Origin of the sequence: Geodermatophilus amargosae, assembly GCF_041028265.1 — a bacterium.
Classification (GTDB): domain Bacteria; phylum Actinomycetota; class Actinomycetes; order Mycobacteriales; family Geodermatophilaceae; genus Geodermatophilus; species Geodermatophilus amargosae_A.
The window spans coordinates 117,667-136,076 of the sequence record NZ_JABGCW010000008.1 but is presented as its reverse complement, the minus strand read 5'-3'; the positions used below and the strand labels follow the sequence as shown (position 1 = coordinate 136,076).

The window sequence follows — 18,410 nt, the reverse complement described above, 5'->3', positions numbered from 1 at the left end:
TAGAGCGCCGTCCCGACGGCGACCATCAGCGTGTACGCCGCGAGGACCCACACGCCGTGCCCCGCCGGGACGTCGTAGTGGTCCACGACCGCCGGGACGGCCACCGCGGCCGCGGCGCTGCCCATCCCGCTGGTGCCCATGAGCGTGCCGAGGAGCGCGCCCACCCCGATCGGGCCGAGGCGGTCGACCGGTCCACCGGGCCGTGTCCGCACCACGGTCCGCACCCCTGCCCGGTCAGCCGACGACGCCCAGGCGGTCGTCGAGCAGTGTCCGGGCGTCGACCATGATGCGGGCCACGACCTCCTGGCAGCTGGCCACCTCGTCGATGAGGCCCTGGGCCTGGCTGGCCCACCAGAGACCGTCCTCCATGTCGCCGCTCGCCAGGACCCGCTCGCGCCCACGGGCCCCGCTGGCGAGGTGCGCGACGTCGTCGAAGGTGGCGCCGGGGCGCCGCGAGATCTCGGCGATCTCCTCGGACACGGAGTTGCGGGCGACCCGCCCGGTGTTGCTGAACTCCCGGAAGACCAGCACGGTGTCGCGTTCGGTGTTGCGGACGATCTGCTGCTTGACGTTGTCGTGGACGGGCGCCTCGTCGGTCGCCATGAAGCGGGTGCCCATGTTGACGCCCACCGCGCCGAGCGCGAGCGCGGCCACCAGGCCGGCGCCGGTCGCGATGCCGCCCGAGGCGATGACCGGGATGTCCAGGGCCCTCACCGCGGCCGGGATCAGTACGAGGCCGGGGACGTCGTCCTCCCCCGGGTGTCCGGCGCACTCGAAGCCGTCGATGCTGATCACGTCCACGCCCAGCGCCTGCGCCTTCAGGGCGTGCCGCACCGACACCGCCTTGTGGACGACCTTCACCCCGGCGGCCTTGAAGTGCTCCACGTGCGGTCCCGGATTGGCCCCGGCGGTCTCCACCACGGTGATGCCCGACTCGATGATCGCCTGCCGGTACTCCTCGTAGGGCACCGGCTCGATGGTCGGCAGGATGGTCAGGTTGACGCCGAACGGCTTGTCCGTGAGGTCGCGGGTGCGGGCGATCTCCTTGACCAGGCCCTCGGGGGTCGGCTGGGTGAGCGCGGTGAGGAAGCCCAGCGCTCCGGCGTTGGCGACGGCGCCGATCAGCGAGGCCGTGCCCACGGCAGTCATGCCGCCGCAGGAGATGGGGTGCTCGACCCCGAACAGCTCGGTGAACGCGGTGCGGATCATGGTCTCTCCCGATGGCGTGGTGGAGGGCGGAGGCGGTCGGCGCCGGGGGCGCGTACGGCCGGCTCAGCCGACCGGTGCGGGCGCGGTGTCGCCGGGGTCGGCGCAGGTGACGCGCGCGAGGAGGCCGGAACCCTCCAGGACGGAGGTGGTCGCGTGCGTGCCGACGGGAGTGCGATCCCGCTCAGGCGTCGGCGCGCTCCGGGCCGGTCGTAGGACGAGGCGCCGGTCGGGCAGGAGGAAGGACACGACACCCGCTCACCAAACTGAACGATCGATCGGCTGATGGAACATGGCAGTCCGCGTCCCCACTGTCAAGAACGAGGTGACGCGGGGGCGAGGTCAGACGGGCGCGCCGCGGCGGGCGGGACCGCGGACGGTGGCGAGCGCGAGTCCGGCGTAGCGCTCGGACATCTGGTCGGGCGTGGTGTCCCCACCGATGCGGTACCAGGACGCGACCGCGCGTCCGGATCAGATCGGAGCCGCCCTGACCGAGGACGTCGCCGAGGCCAGGTCCGCGTCCCACCGGGAACGGGCACCGGTCTACCGGCACCGGGGAGGCAGCGCTCGTCCGACGGCCCTCCGGGTGGCGGCGCATCCTGCTGGCGACGTCGGACCGGCGGCTTGCCATCAGGAGGCACGGCTGCTTTCATTTCCCGAACGAGCGTTTGGTTAGCGCGCTGAGCGGCCCGGTGCGTCGGGCGGACAGGAGCACCGGGTGAGCGTCGTCCAGTTGGACATCGACGAGGGCATCGCGACCGTCACGCTGAACCGGCCGGAGGTGCTCAACGCCTTCACCGACGAGATGGAGGCGGGCCTCGTCGAGGTCTTCGACCGCACCGACGCCGACGACGACGTGCGGGCGGTCATCCTGACCGGCGCCGGGCGCGGCTTCTGCGCCGGCATGGACGTGAGCGACGGCGACGCCGCCTTCGTGAACTGGCGCACCTCCGCGACCGCCCCTGAGGGCACCACGTACGAGGTCCCCGGGGAGTCCCTGCCGATGCGTCGCGACGGCGGCGGCCGGGTGGTGCTGCGCGTCTACTCGTCCCACAAGCCGGTCATCGCCGCCGTCAACGGGCCGGCCACCGGCGTGGGCGCGACCATGCTGCTGCCCTGCGACGTCCGGCTCGCCAGCCAGGACGCCCGGTTCGGCTTCGTCTTCAACCGGCGCGGGGTCGTGCCCGAGTCGTGCTCCTCGTGGTTCCTGCCCCGGGTCGTCGGCATGCAGACGGCGCTGGAGTGGGTGCTCACCGGCCGGGTCTTCCCGGCGGCCGAGGCGCTCGAGCAGGGGTTGGTCCGCAGTGTGCACGCCCCCGGCGACCTGCTCGATGCCGCCCGCGCGCTGGCCCGCGAGATCGCCGACAACACCGCCCCCGTCTCCGCGTCGCTGGCCCGCCGCATGCTCTGGCGCATGCAGGAGGCCGCCCACCCCATGACGGCCCACCAGGTGGAGACGCTGGCCATCAACCTCCGTGGGATCAGCGCCGACCTGCAGGAGGGCTTCACCGCCTTCCTGGAGAAGCGCTCCCCCGTCTTCCCCGGCCGGGTCGGCACCGACCTGCCCGACATCTTCCGCTCGATGCCCGAGCCGGCGTTCGACCCGGCTGTCCTGGAGGAGTACCACGGTGAAGCGTGACCTGTTCGACGCGGACCACGAGGCGTTCCGCCGGGTCGTCCGCGAGTTCGTCGCCCGCGAGGTGACACCCGACCTCGAGCGGTGGGACCAGCAGCGACTCAACGACCGCGACGTCTGGCTGGCCGCGGCCGAGCAGGGCATCCTCGGTCTGACCGCGCCCGAGCACCTGGGCGGGGGCGGCGGTGACTACCGGTTCCGGATGGTCGTGCACGAGGAGCTCGGCAGGGTGTTCGCGAGCTCGCTGGCCTCGTCGTTCTCGCTGCAGGACGACATCCTCATCCCCTACGTCCGGGAGCTCGGCACGGAGCAGCAGCAGCAGCGCTGGCTGCCACCGATGATCGCCGGCGAGCTGATCATGGCGGTGGCCGTGACCGAGCCGGGCACTGGATCCGACCTGCAGGGCATCCGCACCTCGGCTGCCGAGGTGGACGGCGGCTGGGTGGTCAACGGCGCGAAGACGTTCATCACCTCCGGCATCCAGTCCGACGTGGTCGTCACCGTCTGCCGCACCGACCCCGAGGGCGGCCCGCGCGGCTTCACCCTGCTGGTGGTCGAGCGCGGCTTCGCCGGGCTCACCTCCGCGGTGCTGGCCGACACGGTCGAGTACACCAAGACCCGCACGGCGATCGGGAAGCCGATCATCGACTTCCAGAACACCCGCTTCGAGCTCGCCGAGATGACCACGGAGCTCAACGTGACCCGGTCGTTCGTGGACCGGGCGATCGAGGCGTACAACGCCGGCGAGCTGACCGACGTCGACGCCGCGCAGGCCACGTGGTGGGCCTCGGAGATGCAGAGCCGGATCGTCGACCGCTCTGTCCAGCTGCACGGCGGCTACGGCTTCATGCTGGAGTACCCGGTCGGACGGGCCTTCCGCGACTCCCGGGTGCAGAAGGTCTTCGGCGGGACCAACGAGATCACGAAGCACGTCATCGGCCGCAGCATCGCGTCGGGACGGATCTGAGGTGGGCCCGGCGACCGGGACGTCGACGGCGACGTCGGAGCTGGTGCCGACCGGCCGGCTCGGGCCGGCTCTGGTCGCGGCGACGGGCGATCCCCGCTGGTCGGACGTGCGCGCGGAGCTGATCAGCGGCGGGAAGTCCAACCTGACCTTCCTGCTGAGCAGCCCCGCCGGTGAGGTGGTGCTCCGTCGTCCGCCGACCGGCGACCTGCTGCCCAGCGCCCACGACATGCTGCGCGAGGCCCGGGTCCAGTCCGCGCTGGCCGGGACACCCGTACCGACGGCTCCCATCGTGCTCGCCGATCCGGGCGACCTGATGGGCATCCCGTGCTACGTCATGGGGCGCGTCCGCGGGCACGTCATCCGCGACACCCTGCCGGACGGGTTCGCCTGCACCGGGGAGGAGCGGCGCGCGCTCTCCTTCGGCTTCGTCGACACCTTGGCGGCGATCCACCAGGTCGACCAGGACGCCGTGGGGCTCGGCGACTACGGCCGCCCCACCGGCTTCATGGAGCGGCAGGTGCGCCGGTGGACCGGTCAGTGGGAGAAGTCGCGCACCCGAGACGTCCCTGAGGTCGAGGAGCTGGGACGCCGGCTGGCGGCCCGCATCCCGGCGCAGCAGGCGGCCACCATCGTCCACGGCGACTACCGCATCGACAACGTCGTCGTCGACCCGGCCGATCCCGGCCGGGTGAACGCGGTGCTCGACTGGGAGCTGTCCACCCTCGGTGACCCGCTCGCCGACCTCGGCATGCTCCTGCTGTTCTGGCGGCACCCCGGCGAGCCCAACGTCTCCTCGCTCACCCCGGGGATCACCCAGCTCCCGGGCTTCCCCGGCCGCGGCGAGGTGGCCGAGCGGTACGCCACCGCCACCGGCACCGACCTCGGCGACCTGGCCTTCTACACCGCCTTCGCGCACTTCAAGTTCGCGGTGATCGCCCAAGGGGTGTCGGTCCGTGCGCGAGCCGGCGCCATGGGTGGCCAGTCGTTCGGCGATCTCGACCACGAGGTGCACGCCGTCGCGGCCGCCGGTCTCGCCCTGCTCTGATGCGACGAGCCCCCTTTTCCACGAGCCCTGCCGGCCCGCGCCCCGACGACCAGTGGACGGGACCTCACGGACGACGACGCCGCTTCGACCCTCGAGGAGCGCGACGGGATCGCGATCCTCACCCTGGACCGGCCGAAGGCGATGGACGCCGTGAACGCCGACCTCGCCAGTTCGGTCGGCGCGGCGCTGGAGGAGATCGAGCGCGACGACGACGTCCGGGTGTGCGTCGTCACGGGCTCCTGCCGGGCCTTCTGCGCCGGAGCCGACCTGAAGGCCATCGCCGCCCTGGGTCTGCCCGAGGTCAAGCGCGGGCTCTTCGCCGAGGCTGCCGGTCTGATCCGGCTGCCCCGTCAGCTGCCGCCCGAGCTCGCCATGGAGCACGCCATGACCGACCGCCCCGTCCCGCCGGACGTCGCGGAGCGGTACGGACTCGTGAACCGGGTGGTGCCGGCGGCGCAGGTCCTCGACGCCGCCCTCGGGCTGGCGACGGAGATCGTCGCCAACGCCCCCCACCCCGGCCGTGCGCGCGACGAAGCGTCTGGCACGGGCCGCCACCGGAGCCGGCGCCGAGTGGGACCGTGCGGTGTACGGACTGCCGGAGCAGGAGATGCGGACCGTCTTCTCCAGCGCCGACGCGCTGGATGGCGCCACCGCCTTCGCGGAGAAGCAGCAGCCGGTGTGGAGCGGATACTGACCCGGCGGTCCCGTCCGGACGCGTTTCCTCCGGGGCCGCAGCACCGCCTCAGCGAGGCGTCACGGGCCGATCTGCTCCAGCAGCCCCAGGTCCGCCACCTCGACGCCCTGGCCCTGGAGCGGGCGCCGCACGACCCTCGATCCCGGCGTCGTGGCCGTCGAACAGGCTGGCCGCCGCCACGAAGCGCACCGGCTGGACGGGACTGTGGAGGTCGGACGCGGATCTCGGGGCCGTGCCCGTCCCTGACGGGTGCACCGGCGACCGACAGGAGCGATGCTGGTACCCGGGTGCACAACGCGGACCGACGGTGCCGGTCAGCCCGTGGGGTCTCCTCCGCGCTGCGCTTCTCGTCCGGCGAGGGTCAGCGAGCCGAGCAGTCGGGCCAGAACGCGGCAGGTGCGCTCGAACTCCGCTCGTCCGACCACCGCTGCCCAGTGCTGCTCGATCTCGGCCACCCGGTCACCGGCGTCGTCCAGGAGTTGCCGCCCCCGCGACGTCGGGTAGATCAAACGGGCGCGGCCGTCGGCGGGATCGGGACGGCGCTCCAGGTATCCCGATCGCTCCAGCTCGGTCACCAGTTCCGACATGGTGGCAAGGCCGAGCTGCGCACGAGCGGCGAGTTCGGTCAGCCGGATTCCGTCGATGCCCACGTTGCCGAAGACGTGCATGTGCGGCTCCCGCAGATCGTTGTAGCCCCGGTCCTCGCCGGCGGCGGACAGCTCCTTCCGGAACTCACCCAGCAGCTTCACCAGCAGCTGGCCGATGGCCGGGCGGTCGCTCGGGAGATCTCTTGACGTCGGCACGGTTCGACACGATAGTTCGGACACCGAAACTTCGGCTGCCGAAGGAGATGGTGGGGATGTCGCCGAACGACACCGAGACGCCGAGCGGCCGGAGGATCGCCACGCGGCTGGGAGCCCTCCGCGTGCGGGAAGTCGGCTCGGGCCCGCCGGCCGTGCTCTGGCACAGCCTGTTCGTCGACTCCACCACCTGGCAACGGATGGAGAGCCGACTCGCCGCGGAGCGGCAGCTCATCGTCGTCGACGGTCCAGGCCACGGCTCGAGCGGGGATGCCGGTCACGACTACACGCTCGACGACTGCGCCGGCGCCGCGTCCGACGTGCTCGACCAGTCGGGCGTCACGGAGCCGGTGGACTGGCTCGGGAACGCCTGGGGTGGTCACGTCGGTGCCGCCTTCGCCGCGTCCGAGCCGGATCGCTGCCGGACCCTGACCGCTGTCTGCGCCCCCGTCCATGCCCTGGAGCCGGCGGTACGGCGACAGATGCGCGCGAGCATCCCGGTCTACCGACTCCTCGGGCCGATCCGACCCTTCGTCGAGACCCTCACGCACGGCGGACTGCTGAGCCCGCACCCCGACCCCGAGGACGCGCAGCTGGTGGCCGATGCGTTCCGGCGCGCCGACCGCCGAGGAATGGCTCGGGCGATGACGTGCATCTCGCTCCGACGCACCGATCTCACGCCGATGCTGCCGGCGGTGACGGTCCCGACCCTCATGATCGCCGCTGCCGACGACCCGCTCTGGCGGCCCGAGCAGGCACGAGCCGCCGTCCGCGCCATGCACCGGGCAACCACGATCACCGTTCCGGGAGGCGGGCACGTGGAGCCGCTGCTCCGGTCGGCCCCGCTGCTCGCTCAGATCATCATCGCCTTCTGGCGCGCTCCACCCGGAGTGCTCGCCGGCAGCCATGGCGAGCCGGCGAGCCGTGAACCGCGCCGGGATTGACGGACACCGCAACCACAGAAGCGGAGCGCGAGCACCTCGGGCCCTGCCCATGCCTCCGCGCCCGAGGATCGCCGGGCCTCTCGCGGGTCCCCTTGCGCTCCACTCGGAGCCGGCCACCCGGCGTCGGCGGCGTCGCGGTAGCGGGAGGGTGGGACGGACAGGTTCAGTGGCGGCAGGAGCTCGCGACGAGGTCGATCGCCCGGTCGAGCAGAGCGCGCTCGTCCGAGGCGAGCGCTGGGTCGGCGGCTCGGAAGGCGGCGGCAGCAGTGAGTGCGCGTGCAGGCCACTGCTCGGTCTGTTCCAGGAACGCCAGCAAGCAACGGCGCGCCAACGGCGCCCGCGGTTGGCGAGTGTCGACCGCGACATGGGCCAGGATCACGGCGGTCAGCGCGACGTCGACGTCAGCTGAGCCGTCGTCCGCGTTCCGCCAGTCCACGACGACCGGACCGCGCGCGGTCAACATGACGTTGTCCGGATGCAGGTCGAGGTGCACCACGACACGTCCCGGCGCCGGCGAGGTCCGCGCCGGGATGACGTGGAGTCGCCGGTGCAGGTCCGCCAGCTGGGCCCCTGTCGGTTCGGGCCCCACCGTGCCGTCGAGCAGCGCGTGCAACGCCGTCGACCCGTGCAGCCGCTCCAGTACGAGGTCCGGCCCGCCGGCCCAGAGCACCGTCGGCACCGGGTAGCCGTACGCAGCGACATGACGCATCACGTCGGCCTCGTGAGCGGTGTCGCCACCGCGGCGATAGCGCCGCAGCACTCGTCCCGGCCCGTACTCGAAGACGTCCGCGTCGCGGCCTGAAGCAAGCAGAGGACCGATCTCCACGACGGCGACGCTAGAGCGTGCCCCCTGTGCGCCGAGGGACTGCAGGCAGCCCATGTGGCGCAGCAACCCGATCGTCGGGCTGATGGTCTCCGACCTCACTGCCGACCATCAGGCCGCGGTACGACGCACCCCCGACGGCATGCTGCGTGACCGTCGCGACGATGAGGGCCGCGCCGCCCCCGCCGCTCGCCTCGACATCGGCGTCGGGACGACGTAGCGCGTCCCGACCACGGGGGACCCGTCCCGCCCACCGCCCACCGCCACGGAGACGGTCACGATCCGCCTGCTGCCACCTCCTGGAGCTGTCCCCGGAACTCCCCTCCCGCGCACGCGCGGAGAAGGGCCCGTGCCGTCCGGACGAGGAGCATGCTGGAGGTCGGCGGACGTCGGCCGGCCCGCGGGAGGCCGAGCGGCGTCGCCGGCATCGGAGGCGTGCCGTGTCCGCATCGAGGGGTGTACGGCGGTGAGGGAGCTCGCGACGTCTCCGCCCACGAGGCCGGAACCCACGGCCCGGACCTGGGGCAGCAGGGAGCGCACGGCGGCGGAGCGCTCGGGGAGCCACCCCGGGGACCCACTGGAGCGGGAGGCCGACCACGTCGCCGACCTCGTCATGAGCGCACCCGAGCGGATCCCGGATGGTCCGGGGACGTCGTCTCCGGCGTCCGGTGCCTCCGCTTCGGCCGGAGGGGGCCGCCCCCTCCCTGCGGAGGCACGGTCCTTCTTCGGGTCCCGCTTCGGCCACGACTTCAGCCGCGTGCGGATACACACCGACGTGCACGCCGCCCGGGTCGCCGCCGCACACCAGGCGCGAGCCCTGACCGTCGGACACGACATCACCTTCGCTCGCGGCGAGTACGAGCCCACGACGTGGGCCGGCCGGCACCTCCTCGCCCACGAGCTGGCTCACGTGCTGCAGCAGGGCGACCGCAGCCACCCGCAGCGCCAGGCGGTCGAGGGCGTCGAGGCGAGCGGGTCCGAGCTCCGGGCGGAAGACGGCGTCGAGATCGACCAGGCCTTCGGGGCCGCCGAGCCGGTGGGAGGGATCTCACCCCTGCACGGCCCACCCGTGGTCCAGCGGGTCTGCGCCCGCCCGTCCGCTGACGTGGGCTACCCGGTACGTGTGGACCTGGGCATCCCGGCCACGCCTCCACCGGACCGCTCCCGGACCACGGCGCAGATCTCGGCGATGGCCGGGGACGCCAGCGGCCGAACGGCGGGACTCACCAGGTTCCGGGCCGACCTGCGCTGGGACCGGAGGGTCGAGTGGCGAGAGGGCCGCTCGTGGGTCACCGACGTCCGCGTGCACTTCTCCGCCCCGTCGATCCGCGTCTTCCTGACCCGTGAGCAGGCCGAGGGGTCCTGCGAATCGCGGGATCTGGAGCGGCACGAGCGACGGCACGACGACGACTTCCGGGCCAATGCCGCGGAGGCCGAGCGGGCGATCTGTGACACGGCGGGGACCTGGCCGCGGCGCTCCACGCCGACGTCGATCACCGGCGTCCAGCTCGTGGGCCTGATCGACGACTGGATGGCGTTCGAGAGGTGGCGCCTCGAGTACGACAACTGGCTCGACGGCTGCACCTGGGACACGGTCGACTACCCGAGGATGTACGCGTCCTGCCCGAACACCACCGCGGCAGGTGCGGAGGCGGACTGCGGCGATCATCCGCCCCGTCCCGAGCCCCAGCACGTCGTCCCACACCCGGACAAGCAGTAGGCGGCCGGTCATCGCCGGCGGACCGGGCCGGTCGACCCGCACGCGCCCACCGCCCGGGACGTCGTGCGGGAGGCGGGCGGGCTGTGTCGGGACGGTGCCGATCTGCGCGGTGACGTGGCGGTGACGGATCCGGCCGACGATCCGGTCACAGCAGGAGGAGGTCGGGCGTGGACGTCAAGATCGGGACGTTCAACGTCCTCAACCTCGCCCGGCCCGGCGAGCGCTTCTACCCCGACGAGAGGCCGTACTCCGCCGCCGAGTACGAGGAGAAGGCGGCGTGGATCGCGAACCAGTTGCGCCTCATGGACGCGGACCTGGTCGGCTTCCAGGAGGTGTTCCACGAAGAGGCCCTGCGTGACGTGTGCGCGCGGTCCGGGCAGTTCCCCGACGCCACCGTCGTGGCACCCGGCGCCGACGGCTCCAGCGGTCCACGGCTCGGCCTGGTCACCCGGCTGCCGCTCGACGGGCCGGTCACCGCCGTGACCGACTTCCCGCCGGGAACGGACGTGGCGGTCGACGGCGTCGGCCTGCCGGTCGGCACGTTCAGTCGTCCCGTCCTGCGTGCGCCCGTCGTCCTCGACCCGGCGGAGGGCACGACCTCGACGGTCTTCGTCGCCCACCTGAAGTCCAAGCGGCCGATCCGCGACCCGCGAGCACCGGACCACGATCCCCGCGAGGAGGCCCTCGGCAAGGCGCGCGCGCTCATCCGCAGGGCCGCCGAGGCCGCGGCCCTGCGCTTCCTCGTGCTCGACGAGATCGTCGGCAACGCGCGACCCACGATCGTGGTCGGGGACCTCAACGACGCCGTCCGTGCGGTCACCACCGACGTCATCATGGGCGACTCGCCCTCGAGGTTCTGGCCGAGCGACCCCGAGGACCGCAGGGCCTACTGGGACCGGCTCCTCTACTCGGCCCACGAACTGACCGTTCGCCGCACCGGACGCGACGTCAGCTACACGCACGTCTTCAACGGGCACTACGAGAACCTCGACCACGTCCTGGTGAGCCAGGAGTTCTACGAGCGCAATCCGCAGCGCATCGCGGAGGTCAGCTACCTGCGCTACCTCAACGACCACCTGGTCGACAGCCAGCTCAGCAACGACCGGCGCGACCGGATCGCCTCCGACCACGCGCAGCTCGTCGCCGAGATCCACCTCCTCTGACGGTCCGTCAGATCGGTGACGAGGACAGCACCTCCTGGGCGTAGACGTCCCACAGCTTGCCGAGGAAGAGCTGCCCGAACCGCCGCACGACCTCGACCCGCTCCCCGGCGGTCGGGGCGTACGCCCGCACCGTGGTCAACTGGCGGGCCAGGTCCAGCGGCGTCAAGCGCAGCACACCCGCCCCGACCACGCCGTCCGCACCGCCCGGCTGCGCCGGCCCGTCGGCGTGGCCGGGGTCGGCGGGGACGACGTGGCCCTGCAGGATGCGCAGGTACAGCGTCGTCGTGTCGGCCCAGAGGTCGCGTCCGGCGTCGTCCCGGACGTCCTTGTGCCCCAGCAGCGTCAGCGGATGGCCGGCGGAGTCCGCGAAGTGCAGCCGGTAGTACATCCGCTGGTGCCCGGTCACGTCCTGCTGGACGAAGAGGTTGAAGCCACCACCGGTCACGGGCAGCCGTCCGCCCAGGGCCTCGCAGTCGATCCGGCCGTGCACCGCGGCCTCGTGCAGCGGGTCGAGCAGGAAGCGGTTGACCCCGTCGACGTCGATGGTGAGCCGGAACGCCAGCCGGGTCCCCCGGTCCCGGCCGTGGAGGGCGCCACGCCGGGGGTCGGTCTCCCCGAAGCCGAACCACCCGGACATGCCCTCGGTGAACGACAGCCGCGTGCGCGGTGCCGGGGCCTCCACCGCCGGCGTGACCGCGATCCCGTTCTCGGCGCACCACGCCCGCGCGGCCCGCACCCCCCTGTTGACGACCTCGGCGACCCTGTCCTGGCTGAAGGTGACCAGGTAGTGCAGCGGCACCTCGGCCTGCAGCACCTTCACCTCGACGTGGCGGCCGAACTCGCCCCTGTCCCCGAGCGCGTTGCTGGCCGCGATCCGGTCGAGGACCCGCTGGAAGTGGCCGTTGGCGGCGGTCTCGATCACCTGGAAGTACTGGGCCAGGAAGCCGGGACGCCACACCCGCTGCTGGCTGACCGTCCAGACGACCCAGAGCTCGTCGGCGCCGCGGCGGATGGCCTCCTCCAGGTTGGCGTCGGTGATGTACACCGCGTCGATGTAGGTGTCCCCGTCGATGACGACCGGCGGGAACCACATCGGGAGCGAGACGGCGGCGACCAGGAAGTCCTCGTCGAGCGTGGCCGGTTCCCGCACGGTCAGCCGGTTGCGGCTGAAGTCGTAGGCGTTGAACGTGGCGCGGTGGGGGCTGGAGCGGATGCGGTCCCAGTCCAGTCCCCAGTCCCGGAACACGTTGCGCCGGTACTTGTCGAGGGTGAACAGCGAGGGCGCGAACGGCCCGCGCGCCAGCCCCCTCCAGTTCGGGGCGATGCCCCGTTTCGGGTCGGCGAGCCGCCAGTTGTCGGCGATCTGGCGGCCGGTCATCCCCTGGCAGTACATCGCGAGGTTGAAGACGCCGCCGCTGGCGCCGTCGGCGTCGTCGAAGGTGAGCCCCGCCTCGTCCAGCCACACCTGCAGGACGCCGGCCTGGAACGCGACCTTGAGTCCTCCGCCGGCGAGGATCAGCGCCCGCTTCGGCCGGTCCGCCGTCCGGGTCGTGCTCACGGCTGCCTCCCGGGTCGGTGCGACGCCTCGTCCACCAGGCGCTCGGCGAAGCGGTCCGCGAGCGCCGCGATCGTCAGGGACGGGTTGGCGCCGACCGGCCCCGGCATCACCGATCCGTCCGCGACGTGGAGGCCGGGATGTCCGAACACGCGCCCGTGGGAGTCGACCACGCCGCGGTCGGGGCCGGTGCCCATCGGGCAGCCACCCAGCGGGTGCACCGTCACCAGCAGGTTGAGCCACCACAGCGGGTTGACGTACCGGGCACCCATGGCGGCGCTGAGGTCGCGCATGGCGCCGTCGACCCGCCGCAGGTAGGCGCGGGAGGCCGCCGGTCGCCAGTCGACGTCGAGGTAGCCGCCGCGCAGGCGCATCCACCCGTCCGGGACGTCACGGCCCATGCCCAGCAGGGGCAGCGACGTGACCCCGAGGGTGTTGCGTCCGAACACCCGGCTCAGCGGGGAACCGATCGACGTCCTCGGCCGGCGGGTGAGGCGGGCGATCCCACGCTCGAGGAGGAACCGTCCCAACCCGGCCGTCTGGGAGAGGAGGCCCTCCTCGACCAGCCAGTTGACGAACTCGGGATACCCAGCGTCCTCGACGTAGGCCCCGCGCCCGCCGGCCCCGTCCGGGAGCCGGGTGGCCGTGGTGATGACCGGACCGAACGTGGGGTCCAGCCGGCGCACTCCGCCGTCCCGGGACCGGGCCTTCGCGGCGAAGCCGAGGTAGTCGCCGTTGCCCGAGAAGCGGGCGCCCAGCATCGGCGACAGCCGGGGGAACACCGAACGGTTCTTCAGCAGGAGGTACGTGCTGCCCAGCGCGCCGGCGGCGAGCACGAGCCGGCGGCAGGTGAGCCGGTGCACCGGGAGCCGGTCGCTCGGGACGGGCAGTCCCTCGTCGGTGTCGTGGTGCTCGACGTAGTCCACCGCGTAGCCGCCCTCGACCGGCTGGAAGCCGCGCACCTCGCAGCGCGTGCGGATGACGGCGCCCCGGTGCACCGCAGCGGACAGGTAGGTGTGGTCGAGGCTGTTCTTGCTGCCGGAGTTGCAGCCTATGTCGCACTCGCCCACCAGCCGGCACGTCGAGCGGGGCAGTCCGTGCAGGTTCGGGTACCCGCGGTCGAGGATCTGCTCGCCCGGCACCGGCCGGTCCGCGTCCCTGCCGAAGGTCACCGCGAGGTTCGGCAGTTGCCAGTCCAGCCCCAGGGTGCCGGCCGCCTGCTGCATGGCCGTCGCCTTGTGGGTGCGGTCGTAGGGCGCCACCTGCAACGGGTAGGGGTGGACGTCCATCATCTGCTCGACCGCGCGGTAGTGGCGTTCCAGGTCCGCGTAGGTGACCGGCCAGTCCTCGGAGCCACCGCCGGGCAGCGGCTCGGAGACGAACGTCTCCGGGTCCTTGCGCAGCAGGACGTTGGCGTAGATCAGCGAGCCGCCACCGAGCCCGCTGCTGACCACCGCCGAGATGCGGGAGAACGACCAGACGTCGAACAGCCCCTGCCGGCCCTCGCTGGGGTCCCAGAAGTTCTGGGCCATGTCGTGGGGCGAGCGCGGGAAGGAGCCGGGCGGATACGCCTTGCCGCGCTCCAGGACGCAGACGTCCAGGCCGGCGTCGGACAGACGCCACGCCATCACCGAGCCACCGAAGCCGGACCCGACGACCACGACGTCGAAGTCGGTCCGGTCACCGGTCACCACCGCAGCTCCCGCATCCCGTGCGGCGGCCTGGCGTCCATCGCGACTCCGAGGGGAGGCGGCGCGGCGTCCGAGCACGAGGCACTCCGATCACCGCACTGTCCGATCCGTCCGGACGGACGCTAGGAGGAGAGGCGTCACCGCACCGTCACCGGCGCCCCCGCGCGCGAGACCGTCGGCCGAGCCACCGCCGGTCCCGGTGACCGGGCGGTGGCGCCGCCGTGACGCAGGGCGGGCGATCATCCACGGCGGTCCTCCCCGCGAGCAGACTCCACGCCGTCCCCGCTCCACCGGGTGACCCCGTCCGCCGAGGACACCAGGAGCCGCACATGGCCACCACCGACGACGGGCAGCAGCCTGCCGACGCGGATGCGCCTGCATGCCACCTGCCGCCGCCCCCGGCAGCAGCCGAGGACCCTGCCGACTCGTTCACGCGCCGGCCGGCCACCCGCTGGCTGGAGCCGCGCCTGCTGCTGCAGACGAGCCTGAAGGTGGTCGTCAGCGCCGTGCTGGGCGAGTACAACGACAAGCGCGAGCTGATGGGCAGGATCGACGCCCACGGCTACCTCGACCTCAGCGACGCCGACGGCGACCTGTGGATCGACTACGTCTCCGACCTCGGTGACGGGTTCGCCGCCACCTACGCCGTGGCCGCCCTGCTCTCCCGCCCCGAGCTCGAGGTCGCGCCACCGGGTCGCCCGGCCCAACACACCCGTCGCGGCCGGCTGCTGGTCATGGGCGGCGACGAGTGCTATCCGGCCGCGGACGTCGACGAGTACGAGAACCGGCTGATCGGCCCCTACCGGGCCGCGCTCCCCCAGCCGCCCGCGGGCGAGACGCTCCACCTGCAGGCCGTGCCGGGCAACCACGACTGGTACGACGGGCTGACGGCGTTCATGCGGACCTTCTGCCAGGGCCGGTCGATCGGCGGATGGCGCAGTGGCCAGGCCCGCAGCTACTTCGCCACCAAGCTGTCGGCCGGCTGGTGGCTGTGGGGCATCGACATCCAGTTCGACACCTACCTCGACGAGGCGCAGCTCGCCTACTTCGAGGAGATCGCCCGGGAGCTGTGCCCGGGCGACGCGGTCCTCCTGTGCACGGCCAAGCCCAGCTGGGTGGCGGCGTCCGAGGACGACGTCGAGGCCTACGCGACCCTCGACTTCTTCGAGCGGACGGTGGTCCGCCCCCGCGGCGCCAGCGTGCGGCTGGCGCTGACCGGCGACAGGCACCACTACTCCCGCTACGGCGCGGAGGACGGCGCGCAGAAGATCACGGCCGGGGGCGGCGGCGCCTTCCTCGCTCCCACCCACCACCTGCCGGAGTCGATCGTCGTGCCGCCGGAGAAGAGCACCGCGCGGAGCAAGAGCCCCTCGACGGGGTACGCGTGCCACCGCGTCTACCCCGAGAAGGACGACTCCCGGCGGCTCGGCCGGGGCATCCTGCGGCTGCCGTTCAGCACGCCGTCGTTCGCCGCCCTGCTGGGCGGCGTCCACGTCCTGCTCGCCCTGGCCGTCGGCGCGGCGCTGCGGGAACCGGCCCGCGGCCTGGTCGACGACCTGCGGGCCATGGCCCTGGCGCTCCGCGAGGCCGGCCTGGGGCGCCTCGCCGGCGGCCTGGTCGACAGCGTGGCCGCGCTCGTCCTCTGCGGCGTGGTCCTCGGCGGAGCCGTCGCCTTCACCAAGCAGGCGCGGCGGTGGCGCGGGCGGGTGGTCGGCCTGGTGCACGGGCTGCTGCACCTGGCCCTGGCCGTGCTGGTCATCCGGGCCGTCACCGCGCTGGCCGCGCTTGTGGTGCCGGGCGGCTGGCTGCTCCTCGCCGTCGTCCCGCTGGTCTTCGTGGTCGGCGGGGTGCTGGCGGCCGAGCTGGTGGCGGTGTACCTCCTGGTGGTGGACCGGTGGAGGTTCAACAGCAACGAGCTCTTCGCCGGCCAGGCCATCCCCGACCGCCGCGACTTCCTCCGCCTGCGCCTGCAACCCGACGGCACGCTGACCGTCTACCCGATCGGCCTGCCGCGGGTCCCCCGCGACTGGGACCGCCGGGGGGACTGGGCCCCCGGCGACCGCGAGCGCTTCGAGCCGGTCGACGGGCCGCTGACGCCCTTCCTCATCGAGCCGCCCGTCCCCGTCCCACGGACGGCGCGGTCGGGACCGGGATGAGAGCGCGTCGGGAGACGGGCGGCGGCCGCGTCAGCAGCGCCGGGCCGGTGGCGGATCCACCGCTACCCTGGCGTGCACTCGCCCGGACCGGACCAGGTGGTGTGGCAGGAGTCGCACGACCAGCTGAGGTGGCGGTGGTCCTGATGACGACGCCGGATGCTGCGTGTCACGGCGGTGCCGCACGACCAGCACGGCGAGCTGACCACCGTCCGGAGCACCCAGGCGTCATCGGTCGGGGGCTCGATCGACATCTGCTCTCCGCGGGCCGGCTGACACACCGGGAGCACGGTGCCCACGACGGACGGCGGGGAAACGCCGGGACGAGGGCGAGGCGACGGGGAGCGACGCACCGGCTCCTGCCCCGCCTCGCGGCGGTGCTGATCGCACTCGGGTCGGCCACCGGCTGCGGCGTACTGGTCGGTGCATCCCCGACGGAGGTGGACGAGGTCGTGACGCAGCGGATCCAGGTCGAGGTGACACGGACGGGTGGCTTCGGCGGGCTGATGACCTCCCGGTCCGCGGACACCGACGCACTCCCCCCGGAGGACGCACGGAGGCTCGCAGAGCTGGTCGACGGACTCGATCTCGAGGCGCTCCGGATCCCACCAGGACGGACCCGGCCGGTGCCCGACGCCTTCCAGTACGACATCTCCATCTCGCGGGCGGGCGAGCACGTCCGCCTCCGCCTCCACGACCCCGACGTCCCCGCGGAGCTACGTCCGCTGATCCAGTTCGTGCTCCAGCGGACGTAGCCCGCGGCGGGGCTACAGGACGCCGACGGTCCGGAACGCGCCGCGCACCACCTGGGTCGCCTGACGCTCGACGACCCCGTCCCGAGCCAGGATGCGGGCCTGGGCGCTCAGGACCTGGGCCGCGTCGGTGAAGACCGCGGTCGGCCACAGGTTCTGCAGGCCCGCGTACCAGATGCGGCCGGCGCCCTCGGTGCCCAGCTCCTGCGCGGTGAGGTAGAAGGCGCGGTTGATGATGCCGCTGTTGATGTGGACGCCGTAGTTGTCCTCGGGTCCGGAGTAGTACCCGTTCATGTGGTCGGGCTGGGGGTCCTTCCCCATGAGCGGGTTGTCGTAGGCGGTGCCCGGGTGCGCCATGGACCGCAGTGCCTCGCCGTAGAGGCCGGGGGCCATGATCTCGTCACCGACGAGCCAGTTGGCCGACTCGAAGTCCTCACCCTTGAGGTCCTGCTCGATCAGGCTGCCGAACACGTCCGCGAAGGACTCGTTCAGCGCGCCGGACTGGCCCCAGTACTCCAGGTTGGCGGTGAACTGCACGACGCCGTGGGAGAACTCGTGACCGAGGACGTCCGGTGACGCGGCGAAGTCGACGAAGATCTGCCCGTCGCCGTTGCCCAGGACGAGGCGGATGCCGTCCCAGAAGGCGTTGAGGAAGTCCACACCGAAGTTGACGTTGACGTTGACCGTCATCCCGTTGTGGTCGAGCGAGTCACGACCGTGCCTCGTCTTGTAGTAGTCGCGGGCCGCTCCGGAGTAGTCGTAGGCCTGGTTCACGTTCTGGGCCCCGACGGCCGGATCCGCCTCGCCACGCACCAGTTCCTTGTCGAACTCCCAGGTGTTCTGGTCGTCGTAGATGGCGCGGTCCCCCTTGCCGGGACGGGGCTGCACCACCCCGGTGAGCGCCGAGGGCAGATCGGGCGACGCGCTCTGCCGCAGCCCGCGCAGTTGCTGGCTGACGACCGCGGTGCGCTGCGCCGCACCGGGATCCGGCGTGTCGGTCCCGCTGGCTCGCGCGAGGTGCTCGAGCACCATGGGCGGCACGAAGGAGCAGTGCACCTGACTCTGACGGCTGGACATGGACGGCCTCCTGCAGGCGGAGAGGTGATGGCCGCGCTCGGACCTCGGGCACCCGCACGACGGCCGCTTCGCACGCGCCCCGGTCACCCCGGGCTCCCGTCACGTGCGAGGACAGCGTCCCGAGGAGGCGTTACCGCACCGTCATCGCCGCATCACCGGCGCGACGGGACAGGACCACAGCGCC

15 protein-coding genes and 1 pseudogene are annotated in these 18,410 nt (G+C 72.7%); 10 read left to right on the top strand and 6 right to left on the bottom strand.

Annotated elements, in window-relative coordinates:
- Positions 1–234: 234 nt before the first annotated feature.
- On the bottom strand, positions 235–1,209 hold the full coding sequence (locus tag HLV61_RS11235; protein WP_369255347.1) for an NAD(P)H-dependent flavin oxidoreductase: 975 nt from the start codon (positions 1,207–1,209) through the stop codon (positions 235–237).
- A gap of 715 nt (positions 1,210–1,924) precedes the next feature.
- Here HLV61_RS11235 and HLV61_RS11230 point away from each other — a divergent pair.
- The 4 genes and pseudogenes from HLV61_RS11230 to HLV61_RS11215 all read left to right on the top strand — a co-directional run.
- Complete coding sequence (locus tag HLV61_RS11230) at positions 1,925–2,845, top strand: crotonase/enoyl-CoA hydratase family protein (RefSeq protein WP_369255345.1); 921 nt, start codon at positions 1,925–1,927, stop codon at positions 2,843–2,845.
- On the top strand, positions 2,835–3,809 hold the full coding sequence (locus HLV61_RS11225) for an acyl-CoA dehydrogenase family protein (RefSeq protein ID WP_369255343.1): 975 nt from the start codon (positions 2,835–2,837) through the stop codon (positions 3,807–3,809). Before HLV61_RS11230 ends, HLV61_RS11225 begins: the two co-directional genes overlap by 11 nt.
- Before the next feature lies 1 nt (position 3,810).
- Positions 3,811–4,854, top strand: coding sequence for a phosphotransferase family protein (locus HLV61_RS11220; RefSeq protein ID WP_369255341.1), 1,044 nt, complete (start codon positions 3,811–3,813; stop codon positions 4,852–4,854).
- Positions 4,855–4,881: 27 nt separating this feature from the next.
- Positions 4,882–5,355 (top strand): annotated as a pseudogene (locus tag HLV61_RS11215) (enoyl-CoA hydratase-related protein); the annotation flags it as partial.
- Positions 5,356–5,862: 507 nt separating this feature from the next.
- Here HLV61_RS11215 and HLV61_RS11210 read toward each other — a convergent pair.
- The gene (locus HLV61_RS11210) at positions 5,863–6,351 is read right to left on the bottom strand and encodes a MarR family winged helix-turn-helix transcriptional regulator (protein ID WP_369255339.1); all 489 of its coding nucleotides are present in this window, start codon (positions 6,349–6,351) and stop codon (positions 5,863–5,865) included.
- A 56-nt stretch (positions 6,352–6,407) separates the two neighbouring features.
- Between HLV61_RS11210 and HLV61_RS11205 the strand changes: the two genes are divergently transcribed.
- The gene (locus HLV61_RS11205) at positions 6,408–7,292 is read left to right on the top strand and encodes an alpha/beta fold hydrolase (protein ID WP_369255337.1); all 885 of its coding nucleotides are present in this window, start codon (positions 6,408–6,410) and stop codon (positions 7,290–7,292) included.
- 163 nt (positions 7,293–7,455) lie between these two features.
- On the opposite strand, the gene HLV61_RS11200 is transcribed toward HLV61_RS11205, so the two are convergent.
- The gene (locus HLV61_RS11200) at positions 7,456–8,118 is read right to left on the bottom strand and encodes a phosphotransferase (protein WP_369255335.1); all 663 of its coding nucleotides are present in this window, start codon (positions 8,116–8,118) and stop codon (positions 7,456–7,458) included.
- Between the two features lie 52 nt (positions 8,119–8,170).
- On the opposite strand from HLV61_RS11200, the gene HLV61_RS11195 reads away from it, so the two are divergent.
- From HLV61_RS11195 to HLV61_RS11185, 3 genes are all read left to right on the top strand, one after another.
- Complete coding sequence (locus HLV61_RS11195) at positions 8,171–8,335, top strand: hypothetical protein (protein WP_369255334.1); 165 nt, start codon at positions 8,171–8,173, stop codon at positions 8,333–8,335.
- A gap of 393 nt (positions 8,336–8,728) precedes the next feature.
- Positions 8,729–9,835 (top strand): eCIS core domain-containing protein, encoded by a 1,107-nt coding sequence (locus HLV61_RS11190; RefSeq protein WP_369255332.1) that lies wholly within the window; start codon positions 8,729–8,731, stop codon positions 9,833–9,835.
- Positions 9,836–10,002: 167 nt separating this feature from the next.
- Complete coding sequence (locus tag HLV61_RS11185; RefSeq protein ID WP_369255330.1) at positions 10,003–10,998, top strand: endonuclease/exonuclease/phosphatase family protein; 996 nt, start codon at positions 10,003–10,005, stop codon at positions 10,996–10,998.
- Positions 10,999–11,005: 7 nt separating this feature from the next.
- Here HLV61_RS11185 and HLV61_RS11180 read toward each other — a convergent pair whose 3' ends face one another.
- Both HLV61_RS11180 and HLV61_RS11175 read right to left on the bottom strand, forming a co-directional pair.
- Positions 11,006–12,556: a patatin-like phospholipase family protein gene (locus HLV61_RS11180; RefSeq protein WP_369255328.1), complete on the bottom strand. Its 1,551-nt coding sequence runs from the start codon at positions 12,554–12,556 to the stop codon at positions 11,006–11,008.
- Positions 12,553–14,244, bottom strand: a complete 1,692-nt coding sequence (locus tag HLV61_RS11175) for a GMC oxidoreductase (protein ID WP_369255326.1) — start codon at positions 14,242–14,244, stop codon at positions 12,553–12,555. The genes HLV61_RS11180 and HLV61_RS11175 overlap by 4 nt, the downstream gene beginning before the upstream one ends.
- 329 nt (positions 14,245–14,573) lie before the next feature.
- Between HLV61_RS11175 and HLV61_RS11170 the strand changes: the two genes are divergently transcribed.
- Both HLV61_RS11170 and HLV61_RS11165 read left to right on the top strand, forming a co-directional pair.
- Positions 14,574–16,400, top strand: a complete 1,827-nt coding sequence (locus HLV61_RS11170; RefSeq protein ID WP_369255325.1) for a hypothetical protein — start codon at positions 14,574–14,576, stop codon at positions 16,398–16,400.
- A 449-nt stretch (positions 16,401–16,849) separates the two neighbouring features.
- Positions 16,850–17,152: a protealysin inhibitor emfourin gene (locus HLV61_RS11165; RefSeq protein WP_369255323.1), complete on the top strand. Its 303-nt coding sequence runs from the start codon at positions 16,850–16,852 to the stop codon at positions 17,150–17,152.
- 12 nt (positions 17,153–17,164) lie between these two features.
- On the opposite strand, the gene HLV61_RS11160 is transcribed toward HLV61_RS11165, so the two are convergent.
- Positions 17,165–18,226 carry a M4 family metallopeptidase gene (locus HLV61_RS11160; RefSeq protein WP_369255320.1) on the bottom strand — a complete coding sequence of 354 codons (1,062 nt, stop codon included), beginning with the start codon at positions 18,224–18,226 and terminating at the stop codon, positions 17,165–17,167.
- Positions 18,227–18,410 lie beyond the last annotated feature (184 nt).